A 16,599-nucleotide genomic window follows, 5' to 3' on the forward strand; every position below is an offset into this window, starting at 1 on the left:
TTGGGGATAAGTAAGAAGCTTTTCTTTTTGAAACACAGTCGGTTCAGGGGGTAACTATGACAATGAAATCGAACATGGAAAACTTTTTTGCTCGCGTTAAGGGTGGAAAGAACGTATTCATGATTTGTTTAAGTGTAATTGTACTAGGTTTAGTCTCCGGCTTTATCGTGTTTGAAACTACAAAAGCTTCGGTCACGCTTGTCCTTGATGGGGAAGAGAAGCCGGTAGATACACATGCAGATACAGTTGCGGAGTTATTAAAGGATGAAGAATTGAATCCTGGTTCTCATGATTATTTAAGTCACGATTTATCAGCCAAGGTTGAGGCTGGAGATGTGGTTGAATGGAAACCGGCTTTTCAAGTAACGCTATCGATTAATGGGGATAACCAACAAGTTTGGTCCACCAAAGATACAGTGAAAGGGTTTCTTGAAGATCAAAACATGGAGCTCGGTAAGCATGATCAAATGTCTGTATCACTCGATGATGAATTGAAAGAAAATATGACGATTGCCGTTGATGAAGCTTTCAAAGTTGCGGTAAACGACGGTGGGAAACAAAAAGAGATTTGGACAACTTCGACTACGGTCGCTGGCTTTTTAGAACAGCAGAATATACAACTTGGAGAACTTGATCGCGTAGAACCCAAAAAAGATGAGGACGTTACAGCGAACTCGGAAATCAATGTGATTCGAGTGGAAAAGGTCACCGATGTAGTGGAAGAGACGATTGACTATGCAACGATTAAGAAGAATGATAGTTCAATTCAAAAAGGTAAAGAAACAGTCCTAGAAGACGGACAAGAAGGCAAGCGGGAGAAACATTACGAAGTTGTTTTAGAAAATGGTAAAGAGGTTTCCCGTGAGCTTAAGAAAACCGATGTAGTGAAGGAAAGCAGTGACAAAATCGTTGCTGTTGGTACCCAGGTTATTACACAAACAGCTGTGAAAACTAGCAGTGCCCCTTCAACTCAATCTAAATCAACAAAGACAGCTAGTAAGCCTGCTACAAAAACTTCAAAATCACCATCTAAACCTGAAAGTAAGTCGTCAGGGAAGGTAATGAACGTATCGACGACAGCTTATACGGCAAATTGTGCTGGCTGTTCAGGTATCACATCTACGGGCTTTAACTTAAAATCTAATCCTGATGCGAAAATCATTGCGGTTGATCCTAGTGTGATTCCCCTCGGCTCAAAAGTTCACGTAGAAGGATATGGAACGGCTATTGCGGCTGATACGGGTGGTGCGATTAAAGGTAACAAGATTGATGTGTTTTTCTCTTCGAAGTCTGCAGCTTACGCATGGGGAAACAAGACTGTTCAAATTACAATTCTCGATTAGTGATCGAGATATGGTATGCTAATAACACAGAGTGGGGAAAGTCTCTCTCTGTGTTTTTTGTATGATAAAGAAAAGATTTATGAGAGAAACTATAAAAATTCACGTGTAGTTATAATAACAGGGTAGAATCGGTTATGTATTATGGAGGAAACAGAGTGAAAGTAAAAGAAATCATTATCGTAGAAGGCAAAAACGATACATTGGCTGTGAAACGAGCGCTTGATGCGGATACGCTAGAAACGAATGGATCTGAGATTAGCGAAGAGACGCTTAGACGTATTGAGCTTGCTTGGAAGAAACGAGGCGTAATTGTTTTTACAGATCCAGATTATCCTGGTACAAGAATTCGTCAAATCATTAGTGACCGACTGCCTTCTTGTAAACACGCCTTTCTAAATAAAAAACGTGCCATCTCATCTAATGGAAAGAAAGTTGGAATTGAACATGCCTCTATTCAGGATATTCAAGAAGCCATTCTTTCAGTAAGAGAAGAGATAGAAGCTCCAGATGTTTTGATTGAATGGGAGGATCTTATCGCTGCTGGTCTGGTTGTAGGCGATCGTTCTAAGGAGAGAAGAAAAGCTTTAGGAGATCGGTTGCAAATGGGCTATATGAATGGAAAGCAGCTTTTCAAACGGCTACAAATGTTTCAAATTTCAAGAGAAGAGTTTAGTCAGGCTTTGGAAGAAGTGTTACAGGAGGAAGAGAAATGAATAAAGAAATATCAACCCCTTTTAGAACAAAAGAAATTTTATCTAAACATGGTTTTACTTTTAAGAAAAGTCTTGGACAGAACTTTTTAATTGATTCGAATGTCCTAACAAAAATTGTAGACCAGGCTAAGTTATCACCGAATTCTGGCGCTATCGAGATTGGGCCTGGTATTGGAGCCTTAACAGAGAAACTAGCAAAACAAGCTAAAAAGGTCGTGGCATTTGAGATTGATCAGCGTCTGCTCCCTATTCTAGAAGACACTCTTTCTCCTTATCCACACGTTCACATACGTCATAGTGATGTGTTAGAAGCGGATGTTCGTCAAGTGATTGAAGAAGAGTTTGAAGAGGGTCAGGATTTGATGGTAGTAGCGAATCTTCCTTACTATGTGACGACGCCTATTCTCATGAAGTTATTGGAAGAAAAATTACCAGTACGTGGGATCGTTGTCATGATTCAAAAAGAAGTAGCAGAGCGTATTGCTGCAAAGCCTGGTTCTAAGGAATACGGCTCATTATCACTTGCAGTGCAATACCATGCAGTGGCTAAAACGGCTCTCACAGTACCAAAAACCGTTTTTGTACCAAAGCCCAATGTAGATTCATCCGTTCTTCACTTGGAGCTGCGTCAGGAGCCTCCTGTCGATCTTTTGAATGAAGCCTATTTCTTTGAAGTGATTCGAGCAAGCTTCGGTCAACGTAGAAAGACCTTATTGAACAATTTGCAAAATAATCTTTTAAGTAAAGAGCAAAAGCCAATGATTGAGGAAGTATTACAAGAGACAGGGATTGATGGAACACGTCGGGGCGAAACGCTCTCAATGGAAGAATTCGCGGCGTTGAGTAATGCTTTTTATAGCAGAACAAATGAAACTAAAAAAACACCTTGATGGTGGTGCACCCCGAGAGTTAGAGTTAAAAACTAACTTCCGGGGTGTTTTTTAGTTTTCATGATTCGAACATCTTCCTAATAATCAGTGAAGGTAAACCAAGTTCTCATTTCTATATAAATCATCTTTTCTTAAAGTTCTCATATAGTAGGTAAAGGAGATGCTGTTTAGTCTTTCAGGTCAAGCGGTGTGGAGGGAAGATAATGACGATGAAAGAAGGAGATATCGTTGCCAGGCGTTCATATGGCTGTGACTTAATCTTTCGAGTAACAAGGATGAATGAGTCAAGTAAGTCAGCGGAGCTCGTGGGCGAGGATATGAGGCTAATCGCAGATGCCCCGTTTGACGACCTGGTGGTAATTGACTCCAATGAACACAAAATGAGACGGGAGCAGTCCAAAGAGAAAGAAGACTATTCCTTTCGTTTGTTTCGACAAGACTATCAACTGTTGCGAATGAAGCGAGAATATTCGGCAACTAGTCATTTTAAGAAAGAAACAAGTTTTTTTGAACTCCCGGGGAAAATTCTTCATATTGACGGGGATCCACTATACCTTAGTAAATGCTTGGAAATGTATAAGCGTCTTGGCGTTCCGGTTTATGGGCTATATATGAAGGAAAGCGAAATACCGGAGAATATTATCAAATTAGTTAACAATGTTAGACCAGATATTTTGGTTATCACAGGGCATGATGCGTATACAAAACATAAAGGCGAGAAAAAGGATCTTCAATCGTACCGAAATTCACGGTACTTTGTTCGAGCTGTAAAAGAAGTGAGAAGTGTTTTTCCGAATCTTGATCACCTTGTTATTTTTGCTGGAGCGTGTCAGTCTCATTTTGAGTCACTCATTCGTGCAGGGGCTAATTTTGCAAGCTCTCCAGCTCGAATCAACATTCACATGCTTGATCCAGTTTTTATCGTATCCAAAATTGCACTCACATCTTTTACTGATCACGTTAATGTTTGGGACGCTCTTAGAAACACGTTGACTGGTGAAGATGGACTTGGTGGAGTAGAAACAAGAGGAATTCTACGCACAGGTATGCCTATGAAGGACCAGGAGGATTATTCAGAGTGAGCGAACGGGTGGAATACATATCCATCCGTTCGCTTTTTTATGTCAGTTTTAATAAAAAAATATCCTCGTTGAAAGGGGCTAGAATAGAGAAATGTTCTTTTGCGAAACCTGAGATAACCAGCATATTTCAATGAGTATACATATTTTTCGACAAATTAAGAAACAATAAAAATACACATCATCAGTAAATAACAATTGACATTGTTTTTGCTTCGTTGTTATAATTTAAGTTTTATTTGACAAGATGATGCAAAAGATGTTATAATTTGTCTAAGTGAGGTGGAGGTTCCGATGGCAAAAACGATTATTGAGATCAAACAAACGTTACAATCTCAGGTTGGCAAACGGTTGACCTTAAAGGCAAACGGAGGTCGCAGAAAGACAATTCAACGTTCAGGCATCCTTGAAGAAACCTACCCGGCAGTGTTCATTGTTAAGCTGGATCAGGACACGAACGCATTTGAGCGTGTGTCATACAGCTACACAGATATTCTAACAGATACAGTACAAATTACATTTAATGAAGAACAAGCGGCAGTAAGCGGTTAAGGCAAATGGTCTAACTGCTTTTTTGCTTTATTTGGGAATAAATAATTTTTCTCCTTCTTTTGGTTACATATTGGCAGTATAGCGATGGCTTTCGATCCTCACACTAAGAGTGTTACAGGATAGAAAGGAGCTTGATTCGCATGGCAAGACGTAAAGGGATTATGTCTGATCAATTGAAAGAAGAAATTGCGAAAGAGCTTGGTTTTTATGATACGGTTCAGAAAGAAGGTTGGGGAGGAATAAAAGCTCGCGATGCAGGTAACATCGTGAAGCGTGCTATTCAACTAGCTGAGGAGCAACTTGCAAACCAACCAAAACACTGAACCCTGTGACGATTGAACTCTGACTAATAGTCAGGGTTCTTTTTTTGTTGCAGAGAAGTTAAACTCTTCCGTGGTTGCATCCTATTCCGTTTCTTTCTTTTAGGCTTGTTGTGTTACAATAATTCACAGTAAGTTAAAATGTCGAACGGTAGGACGAAAATGTAGGTGAACGAGATGAAAAGAAAACTGAGTGTGAAAGCACCGGCGAAAATAAATTTAGCACTCGATGTGCTTCATAAACGACCTGATGGCTTTCATGAAGTAGAAATGGTTATGACGAATGTCGATCTTGCAGATCGACTTGAGTTAACGGAATTGAGACGAAATGAAATCGTTATTGAATCAACAAGCGGTTTTGTTCCAGACGATCAAAGGAATTTAGCTTTTCAAGCTGCAGCATTATTAAAGAAAAAGTTCAACATTCGGCAGGGTTTATCGATCAAGATTGATAAGCAAATTCCAGTTGCTGCTGGTCTTGCTGGAGGAAGCAGTGATGCTGCCGCGGCATTACGAGGACTTAATGAGCTTTGGCAATTAGGTTTAACTTATGATGAGCTTGCTAATATTGGTTCTGAGATAGGGTCAGACGTTGCGTTTTGTGTATATGGTGGCACTGCTCTTGCAAAAGGACGTGGAGAAATTATTCAGCCAATGGATGCACCACCTCCTTGTTGGGTGATTCTTGCTAAGCCTTCTATTGGGGTATCGACAGCAGATGTATATCGACGCCTTAGAACAGCAGAGATGAACCATCCAGACGTAAGAGGAATGATGCAAGCAATAGAGGAAAAAAATTATGAAGCGATATGTCAGCGCCTTGGTAATGTTCTCGAGGATGTTACATTGAAACTTCATCCTGAAGTACGTCAAATTAAAGAAAAGATGGAAAGCCTCGGAGCAGACGGTGTGCTAATGAGTGGCAGTGGGCCAACCGTCTTTGGTCTTACGCGACATGAATCGCGCATGCAACGAATTTATAACGGTTTAAGAGGTTTCTGTGGTCAAGTTTATGCGGTACGTCTATTAGGTGAGAAGAACCCTTGAATAAATCCGTACATTAGTGATATATTATGATTAATTATTCGGATTTTTTGGAGGTTCTTCTATGAAGATGAAACGAAGTTCTCGGCTAGTGGATATGACAAGGTATTTATTAGAGCATCCACACCGGTTAGTTTCACTAACTTATTTCTCAGAGCGATACGGGGCGGCTAAATCATCTATAAGTGAGGATTTGGTCATCATTAAAGAGAATTTTGAACAACAGGGTGTTGGATCGTTATTAACCGTTCCAGGTGCAGCTGGAGGCGTAAGATACATGCCCCTTATTAGTGAAGAAGAAGCAGATCGTGTGGTTGGCGAACTATGCGATTTTCTAGAAAGTCCTGATCGTCTTCTTCCGGGTGGTTATTTGTATTTAACAGATATCCTCGGTAATCCGGAAATTATGAATCAGGTTGGCCGCTTATTTGCGTCTGTTTTCGCTGATCGTAAAATTGATTGTGTGATGACTGTTGCTACGAAAGGAATCCCCCTTGCGTATGCTGCTGCAAGTCATCTTAACGTTCCGGTTGTCATTGTTAGACGCGATAGCAAGGTCACTGAAGGCTCAACAGTAAGTATTAACTATGTATCAGGATCGTCAAAACGAATTCAAACAATGGCGCTTGCTCGTCGAAGTTTGAAACCAGGAGCGAACGTTTTGATTGTAGATGATTTCATGAAGGCTGGTGGAACAATTCAAGGAATGGTTAATTTGCTTGAAGAATTTCAAGCAGACGTTGCTGGAATTGGAGTGCTTGTTGAGGCTGAGGGTGAAGGCGAAGAACGACTAGTTGAAGAGTACGTATCTATGATGAACCTTGGTGGAGTCGATATGAAAGAGCGATCGATTCAGGTTGCGCCAGGGAATTACAAGAAATTTCTTACGCCATTAACAGAAGGAGTGGAGAACGAATGAAGACAGTCTATACGAAATCAGCACCAGAAGCGATTGGCCCCTATTCACAAGGAATGATCGTGAACAACATCTTTTATAGCTCTGGCCAAATTCCGCTTAAAGCAGATGGAACGCTCATTGATGGAGCGATAGAAGACCAGACTCATCAAGTATTTCAAAATGTGAAAGCTGTTCTAGAAGCTGCCGGATCTTCACTCGAGAATGTCGTAAAAACTACAGTTTATATTAAAGACATGAACCAGTTTAGCGCGATCAATGAAATCTATGGTGAATATTTCAATGCACATAAACCCGCAAGATCTTGTGTTGAAGTTGCGCGTCTTCCAAAAGATGCCCTTATCGAAATAGAAGTAATTGCCCTAGTAGGCTAATCAATTGAACCCACTCATCCGCTGAGTGGGTTTTTTATTTATGAAACTTTTTTCTGACTTATTTAAGTTTTTGGAGTGAATGTCACTAAGGTGATTAATTTAGCTTGTTTCAGTCGATTTTTTATTCTGGAATAGAATCTTAGGATGAAAGCAACTAAATTTTTATAACATTTTTTATATTTAGAAGAAGGAATTAATAACTAGAAGTTGAATAGTGCATATATGCTCTAATTAATGGAAAAAGGTGGTGCACTCAAGTTGGAAATTACAGATGTTCGCCTACGTCGTGTGAATACGGAAGGACGCATGCGCGCAATCGCTTCCATCACAATGGATCATGAATTCGTCGTTCATGATATTCGCGTCATTGATGGGAATAACGGCATGTTTGTAGCGATGCCAAGCAAAAGAACTCCAGATGGAGAGTTTCGCGATATCGCTCATCCAATTTCCTCGAATACAAGGGAAAAGATTCAAACAGCTGTGTTAGCTGAATATCACCGTGTTGGTGAAATGGAAGCTGCTTATGAGGAAGCTGGAGCTTCCTAATCGTAAAAGTCTGGTCAACTGACCGGGCTTTTTTATTTGACCAGAAATTTAGCTCCATTTAGAAAAAAGTCATAGACCTTTCTTTTCCAACTTTTTATATGCTGAGGATTTGGGGAACTTCCTTGAAAATGAGGGGTTTTTGAGATATAGTCAAAGTGGAAAAATAGGATACAATGGAGGAACCATATACATGAATAGATTTGCAGTTGTGCTAGCAGCAGGTCAGGGAACACGGATGAAATCAAAGCTTTATAAAGTGCTTCACCCCGTTTGTGGGAAGCCTATGGTAGAGCATGTTGTTGATCAACTTGATGAACTTAAGCTCCAAAACATTGTAACTGTCGTCGGTCACGGCGCTGAAAAGGTTCGTGACCAGCTTGGTAGTCGAGTGAATTATGTCCTCCAGGAAGAACAGCTTGGTACAGCGCATGCTGTGATGAAGACTCAAGACACCCTATCCGATAAGGATGGCGTCACCCTTGTCGTATGTGGAGATACCCCTTTAATTACGAAAGAAACAATGGATGCACTATTGACTTATCATGAAGATCAGGGTGCAAAAGCCACGATTCTAACAGCAGATGCGGATAATCCATTTGGATACGGTCGAATTATCCGGGATGAGAATGGAAGTGTTCAACGAATTGTCGAACAGAAAGACGCAAGTGAAGCTGAGCAGAAAGTAACGGAAATTAACACAGGTACATACTGTTTTGATAACAAAACCCTTTTTGAGACGCTTCAGCTCGTTAAGAATGAAAATGCTCAGGGAGAGTATTATCTTCCAGATGTTGTTGAAATTCTTCAAAAGCAAGGTGAGGTCGTAAGCGCCTATCAAACAGCAGATTTTGATGAAACAATGGGCGTAAATGATCGAGTCGCGCTTTCAAAAGCTGAAATTGCGATGAAAAAACGAATTAATGAGAAACATATGCGTAATGGCGTTACGTTAATTGATCCCAATCAAACATATATTTCTTCAGAAGCAGTGATTGGTCAAGATACTGTTATCTATCCAGGAACCACTATAACTGGCAGAACCACTATTGGTAATGAAGCTAAGATCGGCCCTAACTCTGAAATTAAGGATAGTAAAGTTGGAGATAAGAGCGTTGTGAAACAATCGGTTATTCATGATAGCGAAGTGGGAAATGCTGTCAATATTGGTCCTTTCGCACACGTTCGTCCAGCTTCACAAATTGGGAACGAAGTGAAGATTGGAAACTTCGTTGAAGTAAAGAAATCCGTTATGGGTGATGGTAGCAAAGCTTCCCACCTAAGCTATGTTGGCGACGCTGAAATTGGTAAAGATGTGAATCTTGGCTGTGGTTCTATTACAGTAAATTATGATGGTAAGAAAAAGTACCTAACAAAAGTTGAAGATGGCGCGTTCATTGGATGTAATGTGAATTTGATTGCCCCTGTAACGGTAGGTAAAGGTGCAACTGTTGCTGCTGGATCGACGATCACAGATGATGTTCCTGAACAGGCGCTATCAATTGCTCGTTCTCGTCAGACGAATAAAGAAGACTACGCAACGAAAAAGAAGGATAGTTAATTTTAAGAAGATAAGAAAGCTTGAACTCTTGGTGTCTTACTACAATGCATAATCGTTTTGAAGTGATTAAGACGCTCGCGCTTTTCTTACTAATTAATGGAGGGGTACCGGCCAATGGCTAATTATTTAGATCCAAACTTGAAAGTGTTTAGTTTAAACTCGAATCCTGATCTTGCAGAAGAGATCGTAGAACATATTGGTGTTCCGATGGGGAAATGTTCTGTTGTTCGCTTTAGCGATGGGGAAATTCAGATTAACATTGAAGAGAGTATTCGTGGGTGTGACGTTTACGTTATCCAATCAACTTGTGCTCCAGTAAACGAAAACATTATGGAGCTTCTTATCATGATTGATGCGCTAAAGAGAGCCTCAGCTAAAACAATTAATATTGTACTCCCTTATTATGGATATGCACGTCAGGATCGTAAAGCAAGGTCTCGTGAACCCATTACGGCGAAGTTAGTTGCAAACTTACTTGAAGTTGCTGGAGTAACTCGACTCATTACACTCGATCTTCATGCTTCTCAGATTCAAGGATTCTTTGACATTCCTGTTGATCAATTAATGGGGGTTCCGACTCTCGCTAAACACTTTGAAGAAAAGAACCTTGAAGATATTGTTGTCGTATCTCCAGACCATGGCGGTGTAACTCGTGCTCGCAAGCTTGCTGAGCGACTGAAGGCACCAATTGCTATTATTGATAAGCGTCGTCCACGTCCAAACGTAGCAGAGGTCATGAATATTGTAGGTAATATTGAAGGGAAAACGGCAATCATTATTGACGACATTATTGATACGGCCGGTACAATTACCTTAGCAGCCAATGCATTGATCGAAAATGGAGCGACAGAAGTCTTTGCATGCTGTACGCACCCTGTTTTATCAGGACCAGCTATTGAACGCATCGATCAATCTAAAATTAAGGAACTTGCTATCACAAATACGATTCCGCTTCCGCATGATAAGCAAATCGATAAAATCACACAACTATCTGTTGCACCTCTTCTTGGTGAAGCAATCATCCGTGTTCATGAGCAACTTTCTGTAAGTAAATTATTTGATTAAATAAATTATGTTTATTGCCTCGTGATTATGGGTATCCATATAGAAGAGTAAAACCTAATCAGGAAGGTGATTTCAAATGGCAGCAACATTAAAAGCATTAGATCGTAATACGAAAAAAAGAAGTGAACTTAGAACATTACGCGAAACAGAAGAAGGTCTTCCGGCTGTTCTTTACGGTAAAGACCGCAAAAGCGCACCGGTACAGGTTGACGCTTTAGAGTTCATTAAAGTATATCGTCAGGTCGGAAAAAACGGCGTTATTGAATTGAACTTTGAAGGACAGGGCACTTACCCAGTCATGGTTTACGACATGCAAGTTGACCCAATCAAGAATCAAGTTCTTCACGTAGACTTCTATTCAGTTGACCTTAACAAGGAAGTTGAAGCAGAGGTTCCAGTTCATTTGACTGGCGAAGCTGCAGGTAGCAAAGAGGGTGGCGTTGTTCAGCAAATGCTTCACGAGATTCTCGTAAAAGCGAAGCCGAACGATTTCCCTGATAGCATCGACGTTAGTATTGCTGAACTTAACATTGGAGACGCTATTCAAGCGGGAGATCTTCCAAAAGGAGATAAATACGAAATTCTTCTAGACGCTGAAGAGCCAATCGCTTCGATTGTTCCTCCGACGGAAGAACCTGCTGAAGACGAAGAAGAAGCTGATGAAGTGGCTGAAGAGCCACCAGCAGATCAAGAAAAAACTGATGATGAAACAACGAAAACCGAATAAACTTCGAAGACGTAACCGAACGGGTTACGTCTTTTTTTCAAGATAATGAGCTAACAGGTGAATAAGTGGTCGCATTTTTGATAGGATAGAATAAAAATAATGAAAGGTAGGGCGTCAGCTGTTGAAATTAATTGTAGGCCTCGGTAATCCGGGGAAGAAATTTGATAATACAAGACATAATGTAGGATTCATGGCTATTGATCAGCTATCGAAAGACTTAGGCATATCTTTAGATCAAAAGAAATTTCAAGGGATCTATGGGAAAGGTATAGTAAACGGAGAAGTAGTGTACCTCTTAAAACCGCAAACATATATGAACTTGTCAGGTGAATCGGTACGTCCTTTGATGGAATACTTTAATATTGAAGTGAATGATTTGCTAGTCATTTACGATGATTTGGACCTTCCTACTGGTAAAGTGAGAATTCGTCAAAAAGGTAGCGCCGGTGGTCACAATGGGATGAAGTCGATTATCACGCACATTCATACTCAAGATTTTAAGAGAGTGCGGATAGGAATTGATCGATCTGCCAGACAGTCCGTTATTGACTACGTTCTAAAGCCATTCTCTAAAGAAGAGGCAGAGCCAATTCAGCTTGCCATTGAACAGACGGTCAAAGCTTGTGAAGCATGGACAACGACGTCGTTCCCAGAAGTAATGAATCAATATAACACGTGAATATCCTTCTATTCTCCCGTCCATACTAGTAAAAGTTAGGAACAGGGAGGATCTGTTATGGATATTCATTACGTATGTCGTCACTGTAGAGCTGAGATTGGAAGACTGTCACAGATAAATCACACAGCTGATGAACTCGGATTTCAGCAGCTCACTGAAGAGGAGCGGCAAGCAATGGTTCATTACCACCACGATGGTACAATTGAAGTGAAAGCCATTTGTGAAGATTGTCATGAAGCTATGGAGCGTACGCCTTCTTTTCATGAGCTTGATACATTTATTCAGTAAGAAGCTTTGGGAGTTCGTCCAAAGCATTTTTGCGTTAACAGAATGATTATAAACATTAGTTTGTGTTATAGAATATAAATTTAAGAGAAGTCTAGCTTCAGTGCCAGGTCCCTTGGGCTGCTTCGCCTTTTTCAAAACAATCAAGATCTGTTTTGACTAATTGGTGGAAGCGCTTCTTGGGACTACATGTGCGCTTGCGCTTTTCAGAGTGAGAGGGGAGAATAACCTACCGATGTTAGGCTTAAGAGAATATTTTAGTAAGGGCGATGAATTCCAATCCGTTTTTACCGGGGTGAAAGAGGGTCTTAAAGAACAACTTGTTGCAGGGCTAGCTGGTTCTGCTCGGATGTTCCTAATGGCTTCTCTCTATCATGAAACAAAGCGCCCCCAGCTGATTATTACCCATAATTTATATCAAGCTCAAAAGCTATATGAAGACATGTGTGAGCTTGTTTCACCAGACGAAGTTTACTTATACCCAGTTAATGAACTCATTTCTTCGGAAATCGCGATTGCTAGCCCGGAATTAAGAGGGCAGCGAATGGAAGCTTTAAATTATTGGATGAAAAATAACAATGGTATTGTGATTGCCCCGATCTCGGGAGTAAGAAGATATTTACCACCGAAGAGTATCTGGGAAAGAAGTCAGATTTCGTTTGCAGTAGGCGACGATATTCCTTTGGATGAAACACTCGCTACTTTTGTAGCGATGGGTTATGAACGAGTACCAATGGTATCTTCACCGGGGGAGTTCAGTGTGCGTGGTGGTATCATAGATATTTATCCATTGACTGAAAATAGCCCAATACGAATTGAGTTATTTGATACTGAAGTTGATTCGATTCGATTTTTTGACATCGAGTCTCAGCGCTCTGCTAACAAAACAGAACGAATTACGATAGGACCAGCAGACGAAGTTGTTTTATTCCCTGAGCACTATGAAAAAGGGGCAGAACGTCTTCAAAAAGAACTTCAGAGTTCCTTAAAGAAAGTGAAGGATCAGAAAGTAAAAGAAGCAATGCATGAAAACATTACTTACGAAATTGATCAATTAAAAAGCCAGCAAAATTTTCAGGGTGTTATCAAATACATGGACTTCTATTACGATCAGCCTGCGAGTTTGCTAGACTATTTACCCGATGATGGTCTGGTCGTTTTTGATGAAGTGAGTCGCATTCAGGAAATGTCATCTGATCTGGATAAGGAAGAAGCAGAATGGCAAACAGCTCTTCTCAATCAAGGAGAGATTGTCTCGTCTGTTTCCCTATCGAGATCTTATGATACGTTATTCGCTAAGCCTATACACTCAACTATCTATTTATCGATTTTCTTACGACATGTTCCCTATACAAATCCTGAGAATATCATTAATGCTTCAAGTAAAGCGATGCAAAATTTCCATGGTCAGATGAAAGTATTAAGTACTGAGATTGAACGATGGAAGAAAAGCGGTATGGCGATTGTCTTTCTTGCAGCAACGGAAGAAAGACGTAAACGACTTGAACGTGTACTAGAGGATTATGAAATTAATGCGATGATGGTCGAACAAGATACGCCGATCTCTCATCAGCAGCCACAGATATTAATCGGAAGTCTTAATGGTGGATTTGAACTGCCGATGCAAAAGCTAGCTGTTCTAACAGAGGCGGAAGTGTTTACGAAACAGTCGAAAAAACCGCGTCGCTCTCAAAAGATGTCTAATGCTGAGCGAATCAAGAGTTATTCAGAGCTAAAAGTAGGCGATTATATCGTTCACGTAAATCATGGGATTGGAAAGTATCTCGGTATCCGAACCCTTGAAGTGAGTGGTATTCATAAGGATTACCTGTATGTGAGCTATGCTGGTAATGACAACTTGTATGTACCAGTTGAACAAATTGATCAGGTGATGAAGTACGTTGGATCTGAAGGAAAAGAACCAAAACTATATAAGCTTGGTGGAACAGAGTGGAAGAAAGTTAAACGTAAAGTACAATCTTCCGTTGAAGATATTGCAGACGATTTAATTAAATTGTATGCAGAACGTGAAGCAAGCGTTGGCCACAGCTTTGAGAAAGATACGGAAGAGCAAAGAGAATTTGAAGCTGCCTTCCCTTATCAAGAAACAGACGACCAGCTTAGAGCCATTCAAGAAATTAAAGAGGATATGGAAAAAACACGTCCGATGGATCGATTGCTTTGTGGAGATGTTGGTTACGGTAAGACAGAAGTCAGTATCCGTGCCGCTTTTAAAGCTATAATGGACGGAAAGCAAGTAGCCTTGCTTGTTCCAACTACAATTCTAGCTCAGCAGCATTTTGCAACGATTCAAGAGCGTTTTGCAGATCACCCGATTAACATTGGCTTATTAAGTCGTTTTCGCTCACGTAAAGAGCAAAATGAGACGTTAAAAGGATTGAAAAATGGGACCGTTGATATTGTTATTGGTACGCACCGTCTTTTATCAAAGGACGTCACCTATAACGAGCTTGGATTACTTATTGTGGATGAAGAACAGCGTTTTGGAGTAACACATAAAGAGAAAATTAAAAAGTTAAAAGCGAATGTCGATGTGCTTACTCTTACTGCAACGCCAATTCCACGAACGCTTCATATGTCGATGTTAGGTGTGAGGGACCTATCCGTGATCGAGACCCCGCCTGAGAATCGCTTCCCAGTTCAAACGTATGTGGTTGAATATAGCGGCACGCTTGTACGAGAGGCAATTGAAAGAGAGCTTGCTCGAGGGGGACAGGTCTATTTCCTTTATAATCGAGTGGAATCAATTGAATACATGACAGACCAAATTCGTACACTAGTTCCTGAAGCAAGAGTCAGCTTTGCACACGGTCAAATGACTGAGACGGAGCTTGAGTCTGTGATGATTGATTTTCTTGATGGGAATTACGATGTTCTTGTAAGTACAACGATTATTGAAACAGGCGTTGATATTCCGAATGTCAATACACTGCTCGTATATGATGGGGATAAAATGGGGCTTTCTCAGCTCTATCAACTACGTGGTCGCGTTGGGCGTTCCAACCGAGTAGCTTATGCTTATATCACTTATCAACGGGATAAGGTTTTAACCGAAGTAGCGGAAAAACGTCTTCAAGCGATTAAGGAATTTACTGAGCTAGGTTCTGGATTTAAAATTGCGATGCGAGATCTTTCGATTCGAGGTGCTGGTAACCTTCTAGGTGCGGAACAGCATGGGTTTATTGATTCAGTTGGTTTTGATTTATATTCTCAAATGTTAAAAGATGCCATCGAAGAAAGAAAAGGTGATGCACCGAAAGAGAAGGCATTTAGCGTTGAAATTGACCTTGAAGTAGATGCCTATATTCCTGGTACGTATATTAACGATGAGAAACAGAAAATCGATATGTATAAACGTTTCCGATCAATTGAATCGTTGAAAGATATTATGGACTTACAAGATGAAATGATGGATCGCTTCGGTGATTTTCCTGAAGAAGTGGACTATCTTTTCCAGGTCTCCCGCATGAAAGAGATTGCCAAAGAAGTTAAGGTTGAGAAAGTTGGCCGAAGTAAAAAAGATATACAACTTCTATTCCATGAATCTGCTCGAGAGACGATTGGTGGGGAAACAATTTTTGAAGTAGCGAATGAATTTGGAAATAAGTTAGCTTTAGGAGCAGATGGAAATAAAGTGAAGGTAACGGTGAAAGGAAGAGGTCTTGATACAAAAGCTCACCTACAGCTTGTTGAGAAAGTCTTAAAGAAAGTGAAGCAAGCAGTAAAACAGCCAATGAATGCGAATTAAAGTCGATTTTGGATGAATCTCATAATTTTGACAGGTTTGTGAATAGAACTGATACCTCGAAAGGATACTAATGGAAACATATTGTAGAACAAACAATAGTAAAAGTGATTGGAGCAATCACCTACAACTTCCAGAAAGTGAGGCAACTTAGATGAAAGCAACAGGTATCGTTCGTCGTATTGATGATTTGGGTCGTGTTGTCATTCCGAAAGAAATTCGCAGAACCCTCAGGATTAGAGAAGGAGATCCATTAGAAATTTTTGTTGATCGCGAAGGGGAAGTTATTCTTAAGAAGTATTCTCCCATTAGTGAACTAGGTGACTTTGCCAAAGAGTATGCCGAGTCTCTTGCAGAACATTCGGGACACATTGCTCTCATATCTGACCGAGATGTCTATATTACAGCTGCAGGTGGACCAAAGAAAGAGTATTTGAACAAAAGCATTGGCGATTCTGTAGAAAAAGCAATGAATGAGCGAAGAAGTTTATTGAACGAGAGTAAGTCAGAGCTCATTGAAGGTGTTCCTGTTGATACAGGTCACGTGATAGCTCCAATTATAGCGAATGGCGATCCAATTGGTACGGTGATTCTACTTGCAAAAGAAGATGAAAAAGTGACTGAATTGGAACAAAAGCTGTCTGAAACGGCAGCAGGTTTCCTTGCAAGACAAATGGAACAATAAGTATAGAAGAAAATGGAGGCCAATGCCTCCATTTTCTTCGTTTTATGAAGCTTG

General features: G+C 40.4%; 17 protein-coding genes. All 17 read left to right on the plus strand.

Features of this window, described 5'->3' with window-relative positions:
* Nucleotides 1-56 precede the first annotated feature (56 nt).
* The 17 genes from IQ283_RS23720 (at nt 57) to spoVT (ending at nt 16,545) form a co-directional block, all read left to right on the plus strand.
* Nucleotides 57-1,343 (plus strand): G5 and 3D domain-containing protein, encoded by a 1,287-nt coding sequence (locus tag IQ283_RS23720; protein ID WP_242057459.1) that lies wholly within the window; start codon nt 57-59, stop codon nt 1,341-1,343.
* Between the two features lie 155 nt (nt 1,344-1,498).
* Complete coding sequence (gene rnmV, locus IQ283_RS23725) at nt 1,499-2,056, plus strand: ribonuclease M5 (RefSeq protein WP_194222588.1); 558 nt, start codon at nt 1,499-1,501, stop codon at nt 2,054-2,056.
* The gene (gene rsmA, locus IQ283_RS23730; RefSeq protein ID WP_194222589.1) at nt 2,053-2,946 is read left to right on the plus strand and encodes a 16S rRNA (adenine(1518)-N(6)/adenine(1519)-N(6))-dimethyltransferase RsmA; all 894 of its coding nucleotides are present in this window, start codon (nt 2,053-2,055) and stop codon (nt 2,944-2,946) included. The genes rnmV and rsmA overlap by 4 nt, the downstream gene beginning before the upstream one ends.
* Before the next feature lie 203 nt (nt 2,947-3,149).
* Nucleotides 3,150-4,028 (plus strand): sporulation peptidase YabG, encoded by an 879-nt coding sequence (yabG, locus tag IQ283_RS23735; protein WP_194222590.1) that lies wholly within the window; start codon nt 3,150-3,152, stop codon nt 4,026-4,028.
* Nucleotides 4,029-4,319: 291 nt separating this feature from the next.
* Entirely contained in the window at nt 4,320-4,577 is a 258-nt protein-coding gene (gene veg / locus IQ283_RS23740; RefSeq protein WP_098445908.1) for a biofilm formation stimulator Veg, read from the plus strand.
* Between the two features lie 140 nt (nt 4,578-4,717).
* Entirely contained in the window at nt 4,718-4,900 is a 183-nt protein-coding gene (locus tag IQ283_RS23745; protein ID WP_194222591.1) for a small, acid-soluble spore protein, alpha/beta type, read from the plus strand.
* 174 nt (nt 4,901-5,074) lie between these two features.
* On the plus strand, nt 5,075-5,944 hold the full coding sequence (gene ispE, locus IQ283_RS23750) for a 4-(cytidine 5'-diphospho)-2-C-methyl-D-erythritol kinase (RefSeq protein ID WP_194222592.1): 870 nt from the start codon (nt 5,075-5,077) through the stop codon (nt 5,942-5,944).
* A 61-nt stretch (nt 5,945-6,005) separates the two neighbouring features.
* The gene (purR, locus tag IQ283_RS23755; protein ID WP_194222593.1) at nt 6,006-6,860 is read left to right on the plus strand and encodes a pur operon repressor; all 855 of its coding nucleotides are present in this window, start codon (nt 6,006-6,008) and stop codon (nt 6,858-6,860) included.
* A complete protein-coding gene (locus tag IQ283_RS23760; protein WP_194222594.1) occupies nt 6,857-7,231 on the plus strand; it encodes a RidA family protein in 375 nt (124 codons plus the stop codon). The genes purR and IQ283_RS23760 overlap by 4 nt, the downstream gene beginning before the upstream one ends.
* Before the next feature lie 258 nt (nt 7,232-7,489).
* Nucleotides 7,490-7,780 carry a septation regulator SpoVG gene (gene spoVG / locus IQ283_RS23765; protein ID WP_098445913.1) on the plus strand — a complete coding sequence of 97 codons (291 nt, stop codon included), beginning with the start codon at nt 7,490-7,492 and terminating at the stop codon, nt 7,778-7,780.
* A 190-nt stretch (nt 7,781-7,970) separates the two neighbouring features.
* Nucleotides 7,971-9,338, plus strand: a complete 1,368-nt coding sequence (gene glmU, locus IQ283_RS23770) for a bifunctional UDP-N-acetylglucosamine diphosphorylase/glucosamine-1-phosphate N-acetyltransferase GlmU (protein ID WP_194222595.1) — start codon at nt 7,971-7,973, stop codon at nt 9,336-9,338.
* Between the two features lie 114 nt (nt 9,339-9,452).
* Nucleotides 9,453-10,403, plus strand: coding sequence for a ribose-phosphate diphosphokinase (locus IQ283_RS23775; RefSeq protein WP_194222596.1), 951 nt, complete (start codon nt 9,453-9,455; stop codon nt 10,401-10,403).
* Nucleotides 10,404-10,479: 76 nt separating this feature from the next.
* The gene (locus IQ283_RS23780) at nt 10,480-11,130 is read left to right on the plus strand and encodes a 50S ribosomal protein L25/general stress protein Ctc (protein ID WP_194222597.1); all 651 of its coding nucleotides are present in this window, start codon (nt 10,480-10,482) and stop codon (nt 11,128-11,130) included.
* 121 nt (nt 11,131-11,251) lie between these two features.
* The gene (gene pth, locus IQ283_RS23785) at nt 11,252-11,809 is read left to right on the plus strand and encodes an aminoacyl-tRNA hydrolase (RefSeq protein ID WP_194222598.1); all 558 of its coding nucleotides are present in this window, start codon (nt 11,252-11,254) and stop codon (nt 11,807-11,809) included.
* A gap of 57 nt (nt 11,810-11,866) precedes the next feature.
* Nucleotides 11,867-12,097, plus strand: a complete 231-nt coding sequence (locus IQ283_RS23790) for an anti-sigma-F factor Fin family protein (protein ID WP_194222599.1) — start codon at nt 11,867-11,869, stop codon at nt 12,095-12,097.
* 232 nt (nt 12,098-12,329) lie between these two features.
* Entirely contained in the window at nt 12,330-15,863 is a 3,534-nt protein-coding gene (gene mfd, locus IQ283_RS23795) for a transcription-repair coupling factor (protein WP_194222600.1), read from the plus strand.
* Nucleotides 15,864-16,014: 151 nt separating this feature from the next.
* Nucleotides 16,015-16,545 carry a stage V sporulation protein T gene (gene spoVT, locus IQ283_RS23800; protein ID WP_194222601.1) on the plus strand — a complete coding sequence of 177 codons (531 nt, stop codon included), beginning with the start codon at nt 16,015-16,017 and terminating at the stop codon, nt 16,543-16,545.
* Nucleotides 16,546-16,599: the final 54 nt, after the last annotated feature.

The sequence above is a fragment of the Pseudalkalibacillus hwajinpoensis genome (assembly GCF_015234585.1).
In the GTDB taxonomy this organism is placed as follows: Bacteria; Bacillota; Bacilli; order Bacillales; family Guptibacillaceae; genus Guptibacillus; species Guptibacillus hwajinpoensis_B.